We start from the raw sequence: 20673 nt of genomic DNA on the forward strand, positions 1-20673 counted from the left end.
TGTTGCATACGCGGTATGCAATTCTGATACCCGCGTCGATGTGTCCCTCATCGATGAAACGCCCGACGAAGGAGGAAGGTTGCTCCGGAACCGCAGAAAGCTGACGGCGCTCGGCCTCGGCCTGGCGCTGGCGCTCGGCCTGCCGGTGCCCGCGCTGGCCGCCGCGCCGACCGGCCCGTCCGCACCGACCGGCCCGTCCGCCCAGGCCGGCGCCCGCCCGGTCACCGTCACCCTGATCACCGGCGACCGGGTCACCGTCGCCCCCGGCGGCCGTGCCGCGGTACGCCCCGGTGCCGGTCGCGCCGGCATCCAGTTCATGGTCGGACGGGAGCGCGACCGGCTCACCGTGCTGCCGCAGGACGCGCTCCCGCTGGTCCGCGCGGGCAAGCTCGACCGGCGGCTGTTCGACGTGAGCGGGCTGATCGAGGCCGGCTACGACGACGCGCGGCGCGACAGCGTACCGCTGCTCGTGACGTACCGGCCGGGGGCGGCCCGGCGGACGGCGGCCCCGCTCGCCGGCGCGCGGGTGACCCGCGACCTGCCGGCGATCGCCGGCGCGGCGGTCGTCGCCGACAAGGGTGACACCGGCGCGCTCTGGAAGGCGGTGAGCGCCGACCGTTCCGGCGCCCGGCTCGACGCGGCGGGGGGTGTCGACCGGATCTGGCTCGACGGCCGGCGGCGGCTGACACTCGACCACAGCGTGCCGCAGATCGGCGCGCCGACCGCGTGGGCCGCCGGATACACGGGTAAGGGCGTGCGGGTAGCGGTGCTCGACACCGGCGTCGACCTCACCCACCCGGACCTGGCCGGCAAGGTCGCCGAGTCGCGCAACTTCACCGAGGAGGCGGACCCGGACGACATCGTCGGGCACGGCACGCACGTGGCCTCCACCATCGCCGGCAGCGGCGCCGCCTCGGGCGGGAAGTACCGGGGCGTGGCGCCCGACGCCACGCTGCTGTCCGGAAAGGTCTGCGAGGTCTACGGCTGCACCGAGTCGGCCATCCTGGCCGGCATGCAGTGGGCCGCGGCCGAGCAGGACGCCACTGTCGTGAACATGAGCCTCAGCGGTGGCGACACCCCGGAGGTGGACCCGCTGGAGGAGGCGGTCGGGACGCTCACCGAGCAGCACGGGACGCTGTTCGTGATCTCGGCCGGCAACGACGGTGTCGACGGTTCGGTCGGCTCGCCGGCCACCGCCGACGCCGCGCTCGCGGTCGGCGCCGTGGACCGGGACGACGCGCTCGCCGACTTCTCCAGCCGCGGTCCCCGGGTCGGCGACGGGGCGATCAAGCCGGACATCACCGCGCCGGGTGTGGAGATCGTGGCCGCGCGGGCCGCGAACGGCCAGATCGGCGACCCGGTGGGGGACCGGTACGCCTCGCTGTCCGGCACGTCGATGGCCGCCCCGCACGTGGCCGGCGCGGTCGCGCTGCTCGCCCAGCAGCACCCCGGCTGGACGCCCGAGCGCTACAAGGCGACGCTCATGGCCTCGGCGAAGCCGCACCCCGAGCAGACCGCGTTCCAGCAGGGCGCGGGCCGGGTCGACCTCGCCCGCGCGATCACCCAGCAGGTGACGAGCGAACCGGCGTCCGTCTCGTTCGGCGTGGCGACCTGGCCGCACACCGACGACCAGCCGATCAGCCGGACGGTCACCTACCGCAACGGCGGGACCGCCCCGCTCACGCTGGACCTGAGCACCGCGTTCACCGGGCCGGGCGGGCGGGCCGCACCGGCCGGCATGCTCACCCTCAGCGCCTCCCGGCTCACCGTCCCGGCGGGCGGCAGCGCCCAGGTGACGGTCGTGGTGGACACCCGGCTCGGCGGCGCCGACGGCTACTGGACCGGCCGCCTGCTCGCCCGCGCCGGCGACGCGGTGGCGGTGACGCCGCTCGCTGTCGACCGCGAGGTGGAGAGCTACGACCTGACCGTGGCCCACCGCGACCGCTCGGGTGCCCTGACCGACGGCTACTACACCGTTCTGCTCGGGCTCGACGACGGCAGCTACCGCGACGTGTACGACGCCGACGGGGAGGCCCGGCTTCGGGTGCCCAAGGGCAGGTACGGCGTGCAGAGCCTGATCTTCGTCGACGGCGACGAGGGCTGGTCGGAGGTTTCCTTCCTCGCCCAGCCGGAACTGGTGGTGGCCGGGAACCAGCGGCTCACGCTGGACGCCCGGCGGGCGAAGCCGGTACGCACCACGGTGCCGCAGCGCGGCGCGGCGCCGCTGCTGATCGACGTCACAGCGGCCTGGGGATTCGAGGACTACTACGCCAGTTTCGGGCTCTGGACCGACAAGTTCGAGGGCCTCTACTCGGCCCAGATCGGCCGCAGCGTCTCCGACAAGGTGTTCGTCGGCTCGCTCGCCAGCCAGTGGGTCGAGCCGACAGCGCCCGAGCGCAGCCCGTACTTCTACGGACTGAACGAGCTGTTCCCGGGCCGGTTCCCGACCGGCTTCGTCCGGAACTACCGGCCCGCCGACCTGGCCACCGTCGTCAACCGGTTCGCCGCCGGCTACACGGGGATGGACAACGAACTGGTCGTGTACCCGGAGCCCGACTACAACATGGGCGGCTCGGCGATCGTCCTGCCCGTGCAGGTGCCGGGCAAGCGGATCGACCACCTCAGCGTCACCCGCACCCGCTGGAGCGCCGAACTGGCCTTCGGTGAGCGGGGCGAGGACGGCTGGCTCCAGCCGCGGGCGGTGCTGGAGTCCGTGCCCACCCGCTACCGGGCCGGGCACACCTACACCGAGGAATGGAACAAGGCCCCGTTCGGCCCGTCGTTCCCGCAGCCGCAGTGGCCGGAGCAGGGCATCACCCGTACCGGTGACACCCTCGTGGTCTCGCTGCCGGTGCACAGCGACGCGTCCGGGCACCCCGGCGGTTCGTTCAACGACGTCGAGCAGACCCGGCTCCACCGCAACGGCAAGCTGGTCGGCGAATCGCCCTACCCGGGGTACGGCGAGTTCACAGTGCCGCCGGGAGCGGCGAACTACCGGCTGGAGACCGTGGCGAAGCGCGACTTCACCGACCTGAGCACCGAGGTGTCGGCGAGCTGGACGTTCCGTTCCAAGCGGGTTCCGGGTGACGTGCCGGCCCGGCTGCCGGCCATGGCGGTCCGGTTCACCCCGCCGCTGGCGGTGGACAGCTCCGCCCCGGCGGGCCGGACGTTCACCGTGCCGGTGGCGGTGCAGCGCCAGCCCGGCGCGCCGTCCGGCCGGGTCGTCGCGCTCACCGTCGACGTCTCCTACGACGGCGGGAAGACCTGGCGCAAGGCGACACTGAAGAAGCAGGGCGGGGCGTGGACGGCCACCGTCCGGCACCCGGCCGGCCCGGGGTACGCGTCGTTGCGGGCCACCGCCCGGGACGACGCCGGCAACACCGTGACCCAGCGGATCATCCAGGCGTACCGCCTGCGGTGAGCCGTCCGTCCGGGTCCGCGCGGTGAGCGCGGACCCGGACGGGGGTACGGCTCAGTCGTTGGCGTGCAGCGCGGCGTTGAGCGTGATGCCCTGGCCGGTACGCGGCTTCGCCTCCAGCGCGCCGGTCACCGAGTTGCGCCAGAACAGCAGCCCGTCGACGCCGGACAGCTCGCGGGCCTTGACCGTCCGGCCGTCCGGCAGGGTGATCTTCGAGGCGGCAGTGATGTAGCAGCCGGCCTCCACCACGCAGTCGTCGCCCAGCGTGATGCCGACACCGGCGTTCGCGCCGACCAGGCTCCGCTCACCGATGCGCACCTTCTCCGTGCCGCCGCCGGAGAGCGTGCCCATGATCGAGGCGCCACCGCCGATGTCGGAGCCGTCGCCGACCACCACGCCCTGCACGATGCGGCCCTCGACCATCGAGGTGCCCAGCGTGCCGGCGTTGAAGTTGACGAAGCCCTCGTGCATGACGGTGGTGCCGGAGGACAGGTACGCGCCGAGCCGGACGCGGTCCGCGTCGGCGATCCGCACCCCGGACGGCACCACGTAGTCGGTCATCCGGGGGAACTTGTCCACCCCGTACACGGACAGGTGACGGCCGGCGGCCCGCTCGATGACGCGCAGTTCGTCCACCCGCTCCGGCGGGCACGGCCCGGCCGACGTCCAGGCCACGTTCGCCAGCTTGCCGAAGATGCCGTCGAGGTTCAGCTCGTTGGGCCGCACCAGGCGGTGGGAGAGCAGGTGCAACCGCAGGTACGCGTCGGCGGCGTCCTTGATCGGGTCGTCCAGCGAGCCGATCAGCGTGGTCACCTCAACCGTGCGCAACCCGGGCAGCGCCCGCTCGCCGATCGCACCCGGCGGCAGGTCGAGCACGTCGGCCCGGTCCTCGCCGGGCACCAGCGGCAGCTCGCCCAGGCCCAGCTTGCCGGTCGGGTACCAGGTGTCGAGCACCTGGTCCTGCGCGGTGACGGTGGCCAGGCCGATACCCCAGGCGGATGGTGCGGACGTCACGGTGACACCTCTCTGCTCCGGCGGCGGCGTCCGCCGCTGCTCGCGGCCGGGGGCGCGGTACGTGTTCCTCGCGCCCACCGAGGATGACGGTACCGTGCGAGACATGCAGAACCCGTTGACCCCCGAGGTCCTGGCCGATCCGGTGGCGCTGACCCGCGCCCTGGTCGACATCGAGTCGGTGTCCCTCAACGAGAAGGCCATCGCCGACTGCGTCGAGGAGGTGCTGCGCGGTGTGCCGCACCTGACCACCTACCGGCACTCGAACACCGTCATGGCCCGTACCGACCTGGGCCGGGCGCAGCGCGTGGTGCTCGCCGGTCACCTGGACACCGTTCCGCTCAACGGCAACTTCCCCTCGACCATGCGCGGCGACCTGATGTACGGCTGCGGCACCTCCGACATGAAGTCCGGCGTGGCGTTCGCGCTGCACCTGGCGGTGACGCTGCCCGACCCGCGCTACGACGTCACGTACTTCTTCTACGAGGCCGAGGAGATCGAGTCGAGGTACAACGGCCTCACCCTGGTCGCGCAGAGCCACCCCGAGTGGCTGGACGCCGACTTCGCGGTGCTGCTGGAGCCGACGTACGGGATCGTGGAGGCGGGCTGCCAGGGCACCATGCGGGCGGTGGTCACCACGCACGGCGAGCGGGCCCACGCGGCGCGCTCCTGGCACGGCGTGAACGCCATCCACGGCGCGAGCGAGGTGCTGCGGCGGCTGACCACGTACGAGGCGCGCCGGGTGACGATCGAGGGCTGCGACTACCGCGAGGGCCTCAACGCGGTGCGGATCACCGGCGGGGTGGCCGGCAACGTCATCCCCGACCGGTGCGAAATCGAGATCAACTACCGGTACGCCCCGGACCGCGACCCGGCGGGCGCCGAGGCGCACCTGCGCGAGGTCTTCGCCGGCTTCGACCTGGAGGTCACCGACGCGGCCGCCGGTGCTCCGCCCGGGCTGGAGAGCCCGGCGGCGCAGGAGTTCCTGGCGGCGGTCGGTGCCGCGCCGATCGGCAAGCTGGGCTGGACGGACGTGGCGCGGTTCGCGGCGATGGGCATTCCGGCGCTGAACTTCGGCCCCGGGGACCCGAACCTGGCGCACCACAAGGACGAGCACGTCGAACTGACCAAGATCCGGGACGGCGCGGCGACGCTGCACCGCTGGCTGGCCCCCGCCTGACGCGCTGCGATCCCGGGGCCCGCGCCCGCCCCGCGGGCCCCGGGACCGTCAGACGGTCGTCGTCAGGGGTGCGTCCGCCTCGCCGGTCTCGCCGGTCAGGTCGGACCGGTGGGTCTCCATCATCCGGGCGCGGCGGCGCTCGGCCACCACGTCGCGGATCCGTCGCTGCATCTGACGGCGGATCCGGATCATCTCGCTGTTACTGATCAACGCTGGCTCCTCCCCCGAAGGCGCGTCGCCCGGGGTATACCGGGTATGTGAATAGTAAGACGTCCGTGCGACCGAATTAGTTGCCCGGATCCCAAAGATTTCTCCGGCTCCCGGGCCTGCGCGCCGCGTGAGAGCCGCTCCACTACGGTGGCCCCATGGGCGAGAGCAGGGAAATGTCGGCCGAGGGCGGCCGGCGGGGGGAGCGGCACCGGGGAGAACGGCACCGCGGGGCGGTGACGCTGCGCAATCGGGCGATTCCGACGAGTACAGCTGATCAGCGGCTGCTCGACTCCCGGGGCCGCAGCGACTGGAAGACCAAGGACGCCTGGCGCGCGCTGCGGATCCTCTCCGAGTTCGTCGAGGGCTTCGACACCCTCGCGGACCTGCCCCCGGCGGTGAGCGTCTTCGGCTCCGCCCGCAGCAAGCCGGACAGCCCCGAGTGCCGGATGGCCGAGGAACTGGGCGGCGCCCTGGCCCGGGCCGGCTACGCGGTGATCACCGGTGGCGGCCCCGGCGTGATGGAGGCCGCCAACCGGGGCGCCGGTGAGGCCGGCGGCCTCTCCGTCGGGCTCGGCATTGAGCTGCCGTTCGAACAGGGCCTCAACGACTGGGTCGACCTGGCCATCGACTTCCGCTACTTCTTCGCCCGCAAGACCATGTTCGTCAAGTACGCCCAGGCGTTCGTGGTGCTGCCCGGCGGCTTCGGCACCCTGGACGAGCTGTTCGAGGCGCTCACCCTGGTGCAGACCGGCAAGGTGACCCGCTTCCCGGTCGTGCTGATGGGCACCGACTACTGGCGGGGACTGCTCGACTGGCTGCGCGGCACCATGGCCGCCGAGGGCAAGATCGGCCAGGCCGACCTCGACCTGATCCGTCTCACCGACGACGTCAACGAGGCCGTCCGGCACATCGTGGAGGCCGAGGCGGTGCTCTCCGCCGAGCAGGAGGCGGTCCGCGAGGAGGCGGTCGCCCGGCTGGCCGCCGACCAGCGCGCCGCCGCCGAGGCCGCCCCCGAGGGCCCGGCGGGACGGAGCTGACCCGTGGCCAACGTCTGTGTCTTCTGCGCGTCCTCCCGAACCCTCGACGCCCGCTGGCTCGCGCTCGCCACCGAGACCGGTGCGGAACTGGCCCGGCGCGGGCACACGCTCGTCAGCGGCGGCGGCTGCGTCGGGATGATGGGCGCCGTGGTGCAGGGCGCGCGGGCGGCCGGTGGCCGCACCGTCGGTGTCATCCCGCAGTCCCTGGTCGACCTGGAGGTCGCCGACCTGGACTCCGACGAGCTGCTGGTGACCGACAGTCTGGCCAGCCGCAAGACGCTGATGGACGAGAAGTCCGACGCGTTCGTGGCGCTGCCCGGCGGCCTCGGCACGCTCGACGAGCTGTTCGAGGTGTGGACCACCGCCACCCTGGCCCTGCACGCCAAGCCGATGGTGATCGTCGACGTGGACGGCTTCTACCGGCCGTTGCTCGACTGGATCCGCGGGCTCGGCGAACAGCAGTTCCTCAAGCCGGCCGCGCTGGACCTGCTGATGGTCGCCGACAGCGTCCCCGCCGCCCTGGACCTGGTGGACGCCCGCCTGACCTGACCCCCCGCCCCGCCGCGCTGCGCCGGACTTGTCGCCGCCTCCGCGTCCGCCGACCGGAACAGCGGGTGCGGTTGTCGCGTCACCCGGATGAGCTGCGGCGCGCGGGGCGGACGTCGGTTTCCGGGTGTCGTACCGGCGTGGTGGGATGTCGGTGATGCAGGCGTACCGGTTGGTGCGCCGGCCCGGCGGCGCGGAGGCGGGGGTCCCCCACGACGCCGGGGCGGGGCAGGGGGTGGGTCGGCCCGGCGGGCCGGCCGATGCGGAGCCGCGATCCGGGGGGTCGGCGGGCGATGCCGCGCACCCGCAGACCGCCACGCCACCCGGCAACGCCCTGTCGCAGACGGCGACCGGCGTGCCTTCACCCGGGAGCCCTTCGCCGCAGGGCGTGGCCGAGCAGGGCACGAACACCGGGCGCTGGGCCGATCCGGTGCAGGCCGAAGTGGTCGCGCACACCGACGGGCCGATGCTCGTCGTGGGCGGTCCCGGCACCGGCAAGACGACGACGCTCGTCGAGGCGGTGGCCGCCCGGGTGGCCGAGGGCGTCGACCCGGAGCGGATCCTGGTGCTCACCTTCGGCCGGCGCGGTGCCACCGAGCTGCGCCACCGGATCGAGGCGCGGATCGCCGAGGGCGGGCACAGGGTGGTCCGGGAGCCGCTGGTGCGCACGTTCCCGGCGTACGCCTTCGGGTTGCTGCGCCGCGCGGCGGCCGAACGCGGCGAGCCCTCACCCCGGCTGCTCACCGGACCCGAGCAGGATCTGATCATCCGTGAGCTGCTCGACGTGGTGGGTGAGGAGCCCGGCGACGACCCGGTCGGCTGGCCGGAGGATCTGCGCCCCGCGCTGCGTACCCGGGCGTTCGCCCAGCAGCTCCGCGACCTGCTGATGCGTGCCGCGGAGCGCGGCGTCGGCCCGGTCGAGCTGGCGCGGCTGGGCGAGAAGCTCGGCCGCGCCGACTGGCCGGCCGCCGCGCGCTTCCTGCGGGAGTACGTCGCCGTGCTCGCCCTGCGCGACGTGAGCAACCGGGGCTCGGTCGCGTACGACCCGGCGGAACTGGTGCGTGCCGCCACCGGCATGCTGCTCGACGACCCCGAGCTGCTCGCCGCCGAGCGCCGCCGCCTGGCCCACGTGTACGTCGACGAGCTGGCCGACACCGACCCGGCCCAGCTCGACCTGCTCGCCGTGGTGGCCGGAGGCGGCCGGTCCCTCGTCGCGTTCGCCGACCCGGACTCGTCCACGTACGCGTTCCGCGGCGCCGACCCCGCGGGCGTCACCACGTTCCCGCACCGCTTCCGGACCGCCTCCGGTGCGCCGGCGGCGCAGGTCACGCTGACCACCTCCTACCGGGCCGGGCCGGAACTGCTGGCGGCCACCGCCCGGCTGGCCCGGCGGCTGCGCGGCCCGGCGGCGCACCGGCGGCTGCGCCCGCTTCCCGGGGCGCCGGCCGGGACGGTGGAGGTACGCACGTTCCGTTCCGCCACCAGCGAGTCGGCGTGGCTGGCGCACGCGTTGCGCGAAGCGCACCTGCTCGACGGCGTGCCGTGGTCCCGGATGGCGGTGCTGGTCCGTTCCACCGGCCGGCAACTGCCGTCGCTGCGGCGCGCCCTGCACACCGCCGGCGTGCCGACCGTCGTGCACGGCGAGGACCTGCCGCTGCACCTCCAGCCGGCGGTCGCCCCGCTGCTGCTCCTGCTGCGCTGCGCGCTCGAACCCGACCGGCTGGACGAGGAAGCGGCGGTCGCGTTGCTGCACTCGCCGCTGGGCGGCGCCGATCCGCTGGCCGAACGGCGGCTGCGCCAGGGGTTGCGGGCGCTGGCGCTGGCCGGTGGTGACCGCCGCCCGTCCGGCGAGCTGCTGGTGGAGGCGTTGCGCGAACCGGCCGACCTGGCCACCATCGAGCGTCGGTGGGCGGCGCCCGCGCAGGCCGTGGCGCACCTGCTCGCAATCGCCCGGGAGACGGCCGCCCGGCCCGGTGCCACGGTCGAGGACGTGCTCTGGGCGGTGTGGCGGGAGAGCGGGCTGGCCGAACGCTGGGCCGGGGCGATCACCAGAGGGCGGGCGGCGACCGGCGAGCACGAGACCGCCCAGCGCTGGCGGGCCGAGGCGGCCGACCGCGACCTGGACGCCGTACTCGTCCTCTTCGACGCGGCGGCCCGGTTCACCGACCGGTTGCCCGGCGCACGTACCGAGGTGTTCCTCGACCACGTCCTCGGGCAGGAGTTGCCCGCCGACACGCTCGCCGCCGCCGCCGACCGCGGCGACGCGGTACGCCTGCTCACCGCGCACGCCGCCAAGGGCCTGGAGTGGGATCTGGTCGCGGTGGCCGGGGTGCAGGAGGGCGTCTGGCCGGACCTGCGCCTGCGCGGCAGCCTGCTCGGCTCGGAGCGGCTCGTCGACGTGCTCGCCGGTCGCGCCGACGGCGCCGGGCTGCGGGCCAGCCTGGTCGGGCAGACGTCGGCGCTGCTGGACGAGGAGCGGCGGCTGTTCCACGTGGCGATCAGCCGGGCGCGGCGGCGGCTGCTGGTCACCGCTGTCGCGTCCGCCGCTGTCGGCGGGGACGACCACGAGGAACAGCCGAGCCGCTTCCTGCACGAACTCGCCGCCGCCGACCCACCCGCCACCGGCGGAGGCGGCACCGCCCCGAGCGGGAACGGACCGAGCGGGAACGGCGCGAACGGCCCGGCCAGCCGAGGGCAAGTCGCGGACGGGCCGGTGCCGCACGGGGACGAGCATCCGCAGGACGGGCCGCCCGCCGCGCTCCCGGTCACCCTGCCGCCGCGTGGGCTCACGCTGTCCGCGTTGGTGGCGGAGCTGCGTACCGCTGTCACCGACCCGGCGACGCCGATCACCCGGCGGCACGCGGCGGCGGGTGAGCTGGCGCGGCTGGCCGCCGCCGGGGTGCCCGGCGCGCACCCGGACGACTGGTGGGGGTTGCGCGGCCTGTCCGACGACCGGCCGCTGGTCGACGAGGGCGAGCCGGTGCGGGTCACCCCGTCGGCCATGGAGAGCGCGCTGCGGTGCAGCCTGCGCTGGCTGCTGGAACGGCACGGCGGCAGCGCGCCGGCGAGCGCCGCGCAGGGCGTCGGCAACCTGGTGCACGCGGCGGCGATGCTCGCCGAGGACGCCAGCGTCGACCGGGAGGCGTTGCTGGAGTACGTGGCCGCCCGGTTCGACGCGATCGAACTGGCCGCCCGGTGGATGGCCGGCCCGGAGCGGCAGCGCGCCGAGGCGATGGTGGACAAGCTGCTGCGCTGGCTGGCCGGCAACCCGCGCCGGCTGCTCGCGATCGAGCACGAGTTCGCGGTCCGCCTCGACGACCCGTCCCGCCCGATCCAGCTGACCGGCCGGGTCGACCGGCTGGAGGTCGACGCCGAGGGCAGGCTCGTGGTGATCGACCTGAAGACCGGCAAGTCGACGGCGGTCACCGAGCGGGAGGTGGCCGAGCATCCGCAGCTCGGTGCGTATCAGGCGGCGGTCGAGGCGGGCGGGTTCGCCGAGTTCGGCGAGGAACCGGGCGGGGCCGCGCTGGTGCAACTCGGCACCGGCGCGCGGGACGCCAAGGAACAGACGCAGGCCGCCGCCGGGGAGGGGCCGGAGGCCGGGTGGGCCACCGCGCTGGTGCGCCGGACCGCCGACACGATGGCCGCCTCGACGTTCGCCGCCGTGGCCAACTCCAAGTGCCGGGTCTGCCCGGTCCGCACCAGCTGCCCGGTCTCCGGCCAGGGCCGCCAGGTGGTCGAGCCGCCCCCGGAGACCTCGTGAGCGCGAGGAGTGAGCCGGTTTTGCGAGCCCCGCAGTCGCGAACAAGGACGGCACCGTGACCGTTCAGCCGGCGCTGTTCGGCGCCTCCGCCACGCCCGCGCCGCGCACCGCCGACGCCGGGCCCCGTTACACGCCCGTCGAGCTGGCCCGGCTGCTGCGGCTGCCCGCGCCCACCCGGGAGCAGGCCGCGATCATCGCCGCGCCGGTGGAACCGCTGCTGGTGGTCGCGGGCGCCGGCTCGGGCAAGACCGAGACGATGGCCGCGCGGGTGGTCTGGCTGGTCGCCAACTCCTACGTACGCCCCGAGCACATCCTCGGCCTCACCTTCACCCGTAAGGCGGCAGGGGAGCTGGCGCACCGGGTCCGCACGCGGCTCGACCAGCTCATCCGACGGCTCGGCCGACAGGGGCGGGATCCGCACGACGATCCGCTGGCGGGCGAGCCGACCGTGTCGACGTACCACTCGTACGCCGGGCGGATCGTCACCGAGCACGGGCTGCGCGCCGGGTACGAGCCGACCACCCGGCTGCTCACCGAGGCGTCCCGCTGGCAGCTCGTCGACCTGCTGGTGCGCAACTACGACGGCGACATGTCCGAGGTGGACCGGATGCCGTCGACCATCACCGACGCCGTGCTGGCCCTCGCCGGTGAGCTGGACGAACACCTGGTCGACCCGGACGAGCTGGCCGCCTGGACCGGCCGGTTCTTCGCCGACGTGCAGTCCCGGCCCGGCCGCGTCTACGCCGACGTGCGCAAGGCGCTCCAGCTCCAGCGGACCCGGCTGAAGCTGCTGCCGCTGGTCCGCGCGTACGCCCGGCGCAAGGACGACTTCGAGGCGATGGACTTCGCCGACCAGCTCGCCCGCGCGGCCCGGGTGGCCCGCGACCATCCCGGCGTCGGCGTGATCGAGCGGGACCGGTTCCGGGTGGTGCTGCTCGACGAGTACCAGGACACCAGCCACGCCCAGGTGGTGCTGCTCAACGCGCTGTTCGGCGGCGGCCACCCGGTCACCGCCGTCGGCGACCCGTGCCAGTCCATCTACGGCTGGCGCGGGGCCAGCGCCGGCACGCTCGACCGGTTCCCGGCCGAGTTCGCCCGTACCGACGGCAGCCCCGCCGACGTGCTCAGCCTGACGACGAGCTGGCGCAACCGGCCGGAGATCCTCGGCGTCGCCAACACGCTGTCGGTGCCGCTGCGGGCGGCCGGCGCACGGGTGCCGGAACTGCACGCCGCGCTCAGCGTCCGCGACCCGATCCCGCACCGCTCGCCGGGCGGGCAGGGCGGCGGCACCGTGCACAGCGCGCTGCTTGAGACGTACGCCGACGAGGCCGACTGGATCGCGGACAGCGTGCTGGCGGCCTGGCGGGGCGCGGCCGGGATGCCCGGCGCGCTGCCCGAGCACATCCCCGCCGACCGCCGCCCGACCACCGCGGTGCTGGTGCGGTTGCGCAGCCAGATCCCGGCGATCGAGGCGGCGTTGCGCGCCCGCGGGCTACCGGTCGACGTGGTCGGCCTGGGTGGGCTGCTGGACACCCCGGAGGTACGGGACGTGGTGTGCACGCTGCGTGTGCTCGCCGACCCGACCGACGGGGCGGCGCTGCTGCGGCTGCTGACCGGCGCGCGCTGGCGGATCGGCCCGCGTGACCTGGTCGCCCTGCACCGCCGCGCCCGCGCCATCGCCCGCAGCCGCCGGGAACTCACCGGCGACGAGGGCCCGGAGATCACCGTGGACGCGCTGGACGAGGCGACGCTTGTGGAGGCGCTCGCGGATCTGGGGCCGGCGCAGGCGTACTCGGCCGAGGGCTACGCGCGGCTGCGCTCGTACGGGATGGAGCTGGCGCTGCTGCGGTACCGGCTGGACCAGTCGCTGCCGGAACTGATCGCGGACATCGAGCGGACCATCGGCCTCGACGTCGAGGTGGCGGTCCGGGCCGGCCGGGACGGCGCGGGCGACGCCGGGCTGGCCCGCGCCCACCTGGACGCGCTGGGTGACGTGGCGGCCCGGTTCAGCGGCGAGACGCCCGGCGCGACGCTCGCCGGTTTCCTCGCCTACCTGGCTGCGGCCGAGGACGAGGAGCGCGGGCTGGCGCCGGGTGAGGTCGAGGTGGTGGCCGGTGCGGTGCAGGTGCTCACCGCGCACGCCGCGAAGGGCCTGGAGTGGGACGTGGTGGCGGTCGCCGGGATGACCCGGGGCGTCTGGCCGGGGCCGGTCCGCAACTCCGACCACTGGCTGGGCGGGCTGGGCGTGCTGCCGTTCCCGTTGCGCGGCGACGCGGACGGGCTGCCCGAGCTGGCCCTGCCGGAGGCGGAGGACCAGCGCGGCGTGGCCCGGGCGCTCACCGACTTCACCGACGCCTGGCGGGCGCACGACGAGCGGGAGGAGCGCCGGCTGGCGTACGTGGCGGTGACCCGTCCCCGCCGGCTGCTGCTCTGCTCCGGCTACTGGTGGGGGGAGGGGACCAAGCGGTTCCGGGGCCCGTCGGTGTTCCTGCGCGAGGTGCACGACGCCTGCCTGGCCGGCGCGGACGGGCACGTGGTGGACGCCTGGACGCCCGAGCCGGCCGGGGACGCGGTGAACCCGACCACCGAGACGGTGCTGCGGGCCGAGTGGCCGGCCGACCCGCTGGGGGCCCGCCGGCCGGGGCTGACCGAGGCGGCGGCGCTGGTCCGCCGTCACCTGGCCGACCCGGAGACGGCCCGGCGCGAGGCGGCACTGCTCGCCACGACGGCGGACGACGCCGAGGTGACCCGCTGGCGGCGCGAGGCCGAGCTGCTGCTCGCCGAGCGGGCGGAGCTGGCCCGGCAGGCCGAGGCGGTCGAGGTCGAACTGCCCGGCCACCTCTCGGTGACCCAGCTGGTGGCGTTGCGCCGCGACCCGGAGGCACTGGCCCGGACGCTGCGCCGCCCGATGCCGACAGAGCCGAACCCGTACGCCCGGCGCGGCACCGCGTTCCACGCCTGGCTGGAGCAGCGCTTCGGCGCGGACCGGCTGCTCGACGTGGACGAGCTGCCCGGCGCGGCGGACGAGGGCGCGGCCCCGGACGAGGCGCTGGTCGAGTTGCAGGAGCGCTTCCTGGCCGGCGAGTGGGCCGACCGGGTGCCGGTGGAGGTGGAGGTGCCGTTCGCCACCGTCATCGCCGGTGTGGTGGTCAGGGGGCGGATGGACGCCGTGTTCGCCCGCCCGGGCGGGCGCTACGACGTGGTCGACTGGAAGACCGGGCGGCAGCCCACCGGCCGGGAGGCCGACGCGGCGGCGGTGCAGCTGGCGGTCTACCGGCTGGCCTGGGCGGAACTGGCCGGGGTGCCGGTGGAGCGGGTCGGCGCCGCGTTCCACTACGTGCGGGACTCGGCGACCGTCCGCCCGGCCGACCTGCTCGACGCGGACGGGCTGGCCGATCTGGTGGCCGCCCTGCCGGAAATCCCGGGGGATCTCCCGCGGCGCACGAATCCGTGATACGTTGTCCGGGTTGCAGTTTTGGTTTCCAGAGACTCTGTGTGCGCCTGGCGGATTGTGGCCCCAGGCGCTCTTTGTTGTGTCCGGAGTTCTCCGGGCGGGGCGACCAGCAGCGACAGGCACGCCGCGTATTCCACGCGCGGGGTGCTCCTCTCCGGCCCGCAACACGTGCGGGCCGACCGTTCCGTCAAGGAGACGAAACACATGGCAATTGGCACCGTCAAGTGGTTCAACGCTGACAAGGGCTTCGGCTTCATCACCCCGGACGACGGCGGCGCCGACGTCTTCGCCCACTTCTCGGCGATCCAGACCTCCGGCTACCGGAGCCTGGACGAGAACCAGCGGGTCGAGTTCGAGGTGACCCAGGGCCAGAAGGGCCCGCAGGCGGAGAACATCCGCCCGCTCTGATCTTCAGATCAACCGGCACCACCACTGCGCCCTCTCGGGCGCGGTGCACGGGCCGGCCCGCCTCTGCCGGGCCGGCCCGTCCCTTTCGGTTCGTGCTTGTGACCACCGGTGACGCCGGTGACGCGCCGCAGCCCGGCGCCCTTCCTCGACACGTGCCGCCTCGAGGAAGGCTGTCCGCATGACCACGACCCTGCCCACGTTCGCCGCCACCGGCCTGGCCCCGGCGCTCGTCTCCGAGCTGGCCGCCCAGGGCATCTCCGCGCCGTTCCCGATCCAGGCGGCCACGCTGCCGGACTCCCTGGCCGGCCGGGACGTGCTCGGCCGGGGCCGTACCGGCTCCGGCAAGACGCTCGCGTTCGGGCTGCCGCTGCTGCACCGTACGGCCGGTCGCCGGGCCCGCCCGGGCCGTCCGCTCGCGCTGGTGCTCGTACCCACCCGGGAACTCGCAGCGCAGGTCACCGCCGCGCTCACCCCGTACGCGGCCACGCTCGGCCTGCGCTGCGCGACTGTGGTCGGCGGGCTCTCGCTGGGCCGCCAGGCGGCCGCGCTGCGGGCCGGCGCCGAGGTGCTGGTGGCCACCCCGGGCCGGCTGCACGACCTGATCGACCGCGGGGACGCCCGGCTGGACCAGGTGACCATCACCGTGCTGGACGAGGCCGACCAGATGGCCGACATGGGCTTCCTGCCGCAGGTGACGAAGCTGCTGGAGCAGGTCGCGCCGGGTGGGCAGCGGATGCTCTTCTCGGCCACCCTGGACCGGGGCGTGGACCGGCTGGTCCGCCGCTTCCTGACCGACCCGGTGACGCACTCCGTCGACCCGGGCACCGCCACCGTCACCGCGATGACCCACCACGTGCTGCACCTGGAGGCGGACGACAAGCAGGCCGCGCTGGCGCACATCGCCGCCCGCGAGGGCCGCACGATCGTGTTCATCGCCACCAAGCACCGCGCCGACCGGGTGGCCCGGCAGTTGCTCGCCAAGGGCGTACGCGCGGCGGCGCTGCACGGCGGCAAGTCGCAGCCGCAGCGCACCCGCATCCTGGAGCAGTTCCGCACCGGCCAGGTCACCGCGCTGGTGGCCACCGACGTGGCGGCCCGGGGCATCCACGTCGACGGGCTGGATTTGGTGGTCAACGCCGACCCGCCCGCCGAGGCCAAGGACTACCTGCACCGGGGTGGCCGGACCGCGCGGGCCGGCGAGTCGGGCACCGTGGTCACGCTGGTCCTGCCGGACCAGCGCCGCGACGTCGCCCGGCTGATGAGCACCGCGGGCATCAACCCCAAGACCACGCGGGTACGCCCCGGCGACAGCGAGCTGAGCCGGCTCACCGGCGCCCGGGAGCCGTCCGGCGTGCCGGTGACCATCGCCGCGCCCGCCGCCGCGCACCCCGCCCCGGCGACCCGGCCTCGTCGGCGCCCGCGCCGCCGCTGACCGCGTCCCGTCGTCCGACCGGCCGCCCGTCCGGTCGGACTTGTGTTTGTCCGGGGCCGGGCCCGGGCGGCCCGCGCCTGACCGGCCTCGCCTCCGACCGGCCGAGCATTCGCTCCTGAGTCGGGAATCAGTCTCTGTTCGGTCGGCTGCCCGACTGTCCCACCGGAATCCGGCGGCGATGCTGTCGCGTGGGGGACCGGTCGGGGGGTCGACCGGACGCGGAGGGAGCGGTTGATGGCGGGGGAGACCGGATCGGGCGGAGCACGGGAAGTGCTGCTGGTGCTCGCGGTGGCGGGGGCCGGCCTGGCGCTCGCCGCGGTGGCCGCGTTCGGGCCGTGGCAGCCGTCCGACGACAGCCCGCGGGACCGTGGCGCGGCCCGCAGCTTCACGCCCGGGATGAGCGCTCCGCACACTCAGTAGCCGCGCCGAAGAGGGGCGGTGCCGGACCCGGCCGGCCGCCTACGATGCGACGGTGCACCCGCCGCTCACCGTTCGCCCGGCCCGGGCCGAGGACGCCGCCGGTATGGCGCGCGTCCATGTGCGGTGCTGGCAGGAGACGTATCGCGGGCTCATGCCGGACGCGGTGCTCGACGATCCGGGCCTCCCGGCCTTCCGGGAGCGGTTCTGGATCGCCGCGTTGACCGACGAGCGCTACCGCGAGAACCGGGCGGCGGTGGCCGAGCGGGGTGGCGAGCTGGTGGGGATCGCGATGTCGGGCCCCCCGCTCGATGCCGAGGCGGCGTGGGCGCGGCAGTTGTACGTCCTCTACGTGCACGCGGCCGATCACGGCACCGGCGCCGGGCCGGCGTTGTTGCGGGCCGTCCTCGACCCGGCGGAGCCGGCGGCGCTGTGGGTCGCCGACCCCAACCCCCGTGCCCAGGCGTTCTACCGCCGGCACGGCTTCGTCGCCGACGGGACCACGCAGGTCCAGGACGGTGTACGCGAGATCCGCATGGTCCGCGAGGCGCAGCCGCCGGCCCGGTGACGGACGCGCGTCAGGGCGCCGTGGCCCGGTCGCTGAGGAGGTCGGCGAGCGTGGTCCGGTCCACGACCAGGGCGATCGCGCCGTCCACAGCCAGCCACACGTCCCGCAGGCCGGTGGCCACGCCGTGGTAGCCGGCCCGGTCCGCGGGAATGCCCCGGACGCTCGTGATCGCGCCACCGACCGCGCGCAGCACGTCTCCGACGCTGATCTCGTCCGGCGGGCGGGTCAGCGCGTACCCGCCTTCGGTGCCGCGGTGGCTGTGCAGCAGTCCGGCCCGCCGCAGGTCGAGCAGGATGCCCTGAAGGAAGCTGAGCGGGATGTCCTGGTTCTCGGCCAGGCTCGCCGCCTTGACCAGCTCGCCGCCGCCGGAGGCCGGGTCGCCGGTGGTGGCGGCGTCGGCGACGGCGAGCATGGCCCGGAGCGCGTAGTCGGCGCGCGCGGAGATGTACACGACGTCAGTTGCCGGCCTGGTCCAGCACGCCCCAGCGGCGACGGATCGCCTTGTCGGCGGCCCCGAACGCGGTGTCCACGAGCAGGCCCACCACCAGGATGACGATCATGATGGCCATCAGGCGGGGCGCCTCGCTCAGCTCGCGTGCGTACGTGAGTTGAGCGCCGATCGAGGTGCGGGTGGCGATGACCACCAGCAGCTCACCGGCCATCAGGCTGCGCCAGGCGAACGCCCAGCCCTGCTTGAGTCCGGCCACGATGGCGGGTAGCGCGGCCGGCGCGATCACGTACCGGTAGAGGTTGAGCCCGCGTGCGCCGAGGTTGCGGCCGGCGCGGACCAGCAGCGGCGGCACGTAGTCCACGCCGTGGATGACACCGTTGGCGACCGACGGCGCGGCGCCGAGCACCACCACGAAGAAGATCGCCTGCTCGCTGAGCTGGAACAGCAGGATGGCCAGCGGGAACCAGGCGATCGACGGCATGGTCTGCAACGCGGTGATCATCGAGCCGAGCGCGGCCCGGAGCACCTTGACCCGGGCCACCGCCAGGCCGAGCAGCAGGCCGACCGCGACCGCGGCGGCGAAGCCGACGGCCGCCCGCCGGGCGGTGGTGGCCAGGCCCTCCCAGAGCGCCGAGCTGAGCGCGTACTCCCCGAGGTCGCCGAAGACCACTGCCGGGCCGGGCAGCGCCCACGGCTCCTTCCACCCGGACCAGACCACCGCCTGCCAGATCGCGACGGCGAGCGCGAGCGCGGCGAACTTGGGCCAGGTGGCCGACCACAGGCGACGGACCCGGGACGTGCCCTTCTCCCGGCCGGCGATCTCCAGCGCGTCGAGTCCGGAGATCTCCGCGTCGGTACGCGCCGACCCGGACAGGGTGTCACTGGCCATGCCGGCCCACCTCCTTGCGCAGCCGGTCGGTGACCTCGGCGGCGATGGCCGAGACCTCCGGCGAGTCGATCCGCCGGGGGCGCGGCACGGCGACCTCGGTGGAGTAGATGATCCGGCCGGGCCGGCTGGAGAGCAGCACGATGCGGTCGGCGAGCCGGGCCGCCTCCCGCACGTTGTGCGTGACGAACAGGACGGTGAGCTTGCGCTCGGTCCAGATCCGCTCCAGCTCGTCGTGCAGGATGTCGCGGGTCATCGCGTCCAGCGCGCCGAACGGCTCGTCCATCAGCAGCACCGGCGTCTCCAGCGCGAGCGTGCGGGCCAGCGCGACCCGCTGCCGCATGCCGCCGGAGAGCTGGTGCGGCCGCTTGCGGCCGAACTCGGACAGGTGGACCGTGCGCAGCAGCTCGGCCACCCGCTCCTTGCGCTGGTCGCGGGGGAGTCCGCGCAGCTTCAGCGGCACCTCGACGTTGCCCTCGACGGTGAGCCAGGGGAACAGCGCAGGCTCCTGGAACATCAGTCCCGGGTTGACGCCCTCGCCCAGCTCGATCGTGCCGCCGCTGGCCCGGTCCAGCCCGGCGACCAGGTTGAGCAGCGTGCTCTTGCCGCATCCGGACGCGCCGACCATGCAGACGAACTCGCCCGGCGCGACGTCCAGCGACAGCCCGTCCAGGGCCAGGACCGCCTGCTCGCCCTGGCCGTACACCTTCGTCACGCCGCGCAGCGCGACCGAGCCGGTCGCGCTGCGCGGGGTCGTGGTCGTCGACGTCACGGCTGGCTGACCTCGGCCTTGCCCTGCGCCTTGAGCACCTCGTTCAGGTACTTGAGGTCGTAGAGGCCGTTCAGGTCGACCGGCTGGGTCAGCCCGACCGCGACGGCGTGGTCCAGGCCGGTCTTCAGCGAGGCCGGGATCGGGTCGTTGGTGAACTCCAGCGTCGGCCAGGCCTGCTTGATCAGCTTGAGGTCCAGCGGCTTGCCGGTGATCTTGCCGATGTGGTCGGAGATGGCCTGCTGCGCCTCGTCCGGCTTGGTGTTGACGAACTCGTTCGCCGCGACCTGGCCCTCGACCAGCTTCTTCACCACGTCCGGGTGCGCCTTGAGGAACTTGGTGCTGACCAGCAGGTTGGTGATGACGAACTTCTTGTCCGGCCACAGGTCACGCTCGTCGACGAGCACCTTGCCACCGGCGTTGACCAGCCGGGAGACGAACGGCTCGGGCACCCACGCGCCGTCGATGGCGCCGCTGCCGAACGTCTCGATCGTCTGCGCGTTCTCCTGCGGCACGATCTTGACGTCGCCGCCGCCCTCCTTGGTGGTCTCCAGGCCCTTCTCCTTGAGCCAGAAGCGCAGCGCCACGTCCTGGGTGTTGCCGAGCTGCGGGGTGGCGATCTTCTTGCCGCGCAGCTGCTCCACCGAGGTGATGCCGGGCTTGACCACGAGCGCGACGCCGCCGGACGCGGCGCCGGAGATGACCCGGACCGCCTCGCCCTTGGACTTCGAGAAGGCGTTCACCGTCGGGTTCGGGCCGATGTACGTGGCGTCGAGCGCGCCGGAGAAGACGGCCTCGATGGCGGCCGGGCCGGCGTTGAACGTCTTGGTGTCCAGCTCGACGTGGCTGCCGAGCTTCTCCTTGAAGATCCCCTTCTCCACGCCGACCACGGCCGGGGCGTGCGTGATGTTGGGGAAGTAGCCCAGGCGCAGCGTGACCGGGCCGGACGCGGCGCCGGCGTCGCTGTCCTCGCCGCAGGCGGCGGTGGTGCCGAGCGTGGCCGCGCCGACCGCGGCCAGGGTCGCCAGGGTGACCAGGCGGCGCAGGGGAAGCCCTCTCATCGAATGTCCAATCCGCAGTATTCCTATTTAGTTGGTAGGAAGACTGGGGCAAGCGGCCCTCG

The 20673-nt window shown here is 74.3% G+C and carries 16 protein-coding genes; 10 read left to right on the top strand and 6 right to left on the bottom strand.

The annotated features are described in order from the left end of the window. The first annotated feature begins 79 nt into the window (after nucleotides 1-79). On the top strand, nucleotides 80-3421 hold the full coding sequence (locus O7604_RS13825) for a S8 family serine peptidase (RefSeq protein ID WP_281579810.1): 3342 nt from the start codon (nucleotides 80-82) through the stop codon (nucleotides 3419-3421). Nucleotides 3422-3472: 51 nt separating this feature from the next. Here O7604_RS13825 and dapD read toward each other — a convergent pair whose 3' ends face one another. Next, nucleotides 3473-4432: a 2,3,4,5-tetrahydropyridine-2,6-dicarboxylate N-succinyltransferase gene (gene dapD, locus O7604_RS13830; protein ID WP_194800455.1), complete on the bottom strand. Its 960-nt coding sequence runs from the start codon at nucleotides 4430-4432 to the stop codon at nucleotides 3473-3475. Nucleotides 4433-4535: 103 nt separating this feature from the next. Between dapD and dapE the strand changes: the two genes are divergently transcribed. After that, complete coding sequence (dapE, locus tag O7604_RS13835; protein ID WP_269704157.1) at nucleotides 4536-5609, top strand: succinyl-diaminopimelate desuccinylase; 1074 nt, start codon at nucleotides 4536-4538, stop codon at nucleotides 5607-5609. 48 nt (nucleotides 5610-5657) lie between these two features. Here the strand turns inward: dapE and O7604_RS13840 are convergent, their stop codons facing one another. Further along, nucleotides 5658-5819: a hypothetical protein gene (locus O7604_RS13840; protein WP_181726661.1), complete on the bottom strand. Its 162-nt coding sequence runs from the start codon at nucleotides 5817-5819 to the stop codon at nucleotides 5658-5660. Between the two features lie 173 nt (nucleotides 5820-5992). Here O7604_RS13840 and O7604_RS13845 point away from each other — a divergent pair, with 173 nt between their 5' ends. From O7604_RS13845 to O7604_RS13880, 8 genes are all read left to right on the top strand, one after another. Continuing rightward, nucleotides 5993-6856: a TIGR00730 family Rossman fold protein gene (locus O7604_RS13845; protein WP_269706999.1), complete on the top strand. Its 864-nt coding sequence runs from the start codon at nucleotides 5993-5995 to the stop codon at nucleotides 6854-6856. Nucleotides 6857-6859: 3 nt separating this feature from the next. Further along, a complete protein-coding gene (locus O7604_RS13850; protein WP_281579811.1) occupies nucleotides 6860-7405 on the top strand; it encodes a TIGR00730 family Rossman fold protein in 546 nt (181 codons plus the stop codon). A gap of 154 nt (nucleotides 7406-7559) precedes the next feature. Continuing rightward, nucleotides 7560-11165, top strand: coding sequence for an ATP-dependent DNA helicase (locus O7604_RS13855; RefSeq protein WP_281579963.1), 3606 nt, complete (start codon nucleotides 7560-7562; stop codon nucleotides 11163-11165). Between the two features lie 55 nt (nucleotides 11166-11220). After that, entirely contained in the window at nucleotides 11221-14619 is a 3399-nt protein-coding gene (locus O7604_RS13860) for a UvrD-helicase domain-containing protein (RefSeq protein ID WP_281579812.1), read from the top strand. A gap of 204 nt (nucleotides 14620-14823) precedes the next feature. After that, the gene (locus O7604_RS13865) at nucleotides 14824-15027 is read left to right on the top strand and encodes a cold-shock protein (RefSeq protein ID WP_013288421.1); all 204 of its coding nucleotides are present in this window, start codon (nucleotides 14824-14826) and stop codon (nucleotides 15025-15027) included. A 178-nt stretch (nucleotides 15028-15205) separates the two neighbouring features. Next, nucleotides 15206-16459, top strand: coding sequence for a DEAD/DEAH box helicase (locus O7604_RS13870; protein WP_269704160.1), 1254 nt, complete (start codon nucleotides 15206-15208; stop codon nucleotides 16457-16459). A gap of 234 nt (nucleotides 16460-16693) precedes the next feature. Then, complete coding sequence (locus O7604_RS13875) at nucleotides 16694-16879, top strand: hypothetical protein (RefSeq protein ID WP_281579813.1); 186 nt, start codon at nucleotides 16694-16696, stop codon at nucleotides 16877-16879. Nucleotides 16880-16931: 52 nt separating this feature from the next. Further along, nucleotides 16932-17444 (top strand): GNAT family N-acetyltransferase, encoded by a 513-nt coding sequence (locus O7604_RS13880; protein WP_281579814.1) that lies wholly within the window; start codon nucleotides 16932-16934, stop codon nucleotides 17442-17444. A gap of 10 nt (nucleotides 17445-17454) precedes the next feature. On the opposite strand, the gene O7604_RS13885 is transcribed toward O7604_RS13880, so the two are convergent. From O7604_RS13885 to O7604_RS13900, 4 genes are read right to left on the bottom strand one after another with little or no spacing between them, the layout of a single operon-like run. After that, nucleotides 17455-17895, bottom strand: a complete 441-nt coding sequence (locus O7604_RS13885) for an Rrf2 family transcriptional regulator (RefSeq protein WP_281579815.1) — start codon at nucleotides 17893-17895, stop codon at nucleotides 17455-17457. A gap of 4 nt (nucleotides 17896-17899) precedes the next feature. Further along, nucleotides 17900-18784 (bottom strand): ABC transporter permease, encoded by an 885-nt coding sequence (locus O7604_RS13890; RefSeq protein WP_281579816.1) that lies wholly within the window; start codon nucleotides 18782-18784, stop codon nucleotides 17900-17902. Beyond that, nucleotides 18774-19553: an ABC transporter ATP-binding protein gene (locus O7604_RS13895; protein ID WP_174533937.1), complete on the bottom strand. Its 780-nt coding sequence runs from the start codon at nucleotides 19551-19553 to the stop codon at nucleotides 18774-18776. Before O7604_RS13895 ends, O7604_RS13890 begins: the two co-directional genes overlap by 11 nt. After that, nucleotides 19550-20611, bottom strand: a complete 1062-nt coding sequence (locus O7604_RS13900; protein ID WP_269704165.1) for an ABC transporter substrate-binding protein — start codon at nucleotides 20609-20611, stop codon at nucleotides 19550-19552. The genes O7604_RS13895 and O7604_RS13900 overlap by 4 nt, the downstream gene beginning before the upstream one ends. Nucleotides 20612-20673 lie beyond the last annotated feature (62 nt).

Origin of the sequence: Micromonospora sp. WMMA1947, assembly GCF_027497355.1 — a bacterium.
Taxonomy (GTDB): Bacteria; Actinomycetota; Actinomycetes; order Mycobacteriales; family Micromonosporaceae; genus Micromonospora.

Bases quoted from the DNA above. Each gene is read 5' to 3' on its own strand.
- dapE (WP_269704157.1), top strand. From the start codon at position 4,536: ATGCAGAACCCGTTGACCCCCGAGGTCCTGGCCGATCCGGTGGCGCTG.
- O7604_RS13845 (WP_269706999.1), top strand. From the start codon at position 5,993: ATGTCGGCCGAGGGCGGCCGGCGGGGGGAGCGGCACCGGGGAGAACGG.
- O7604_RS13855 (WP_281579963.1), top strand. From the start codon at position 7,560: ATGCAGGCGTACCGGTTGGTGCGCCGGCCCGGCGGCGCGGAGGCGGGG.
- O7604_RS13865 (WP_013288421.1), top strand. From the start codon at position 14,824: ATGGCAATTGGCACCGTCAAGTGGTTCAACGCTGACAAGGGCTTCGGC.
- O7604_RS13870 (WP_269704160.1), top strand. From the start codon at position 15,206: ATGACCACGACCCTGCCCACGTTCGCCGCCACCGGCCTGGCCCCGGCG.
- O7604_RS13875 (WP_281579813.1), top strand. From the start codon at position 16,694: ATGGCGGGGGAGACCGGATCGGGCGGAGCACGGGAAGTGCTGCTGGTG.
- O7604_RS13890 (WP_281579816.1), bottom strand. From the start codon at position 18,784: ATGGCCAGTGACACCCTGTCCGGGTCGGCGCGTACCGACGCGGAGATC.
- O7604_RS13900 (WP_269704165.1), bottom strand. From the start codon at position 20,611: ATGAGAGGGCTTCCCCTGCGCCGCCTGGTCACCCTGGCGACCCTGGCC.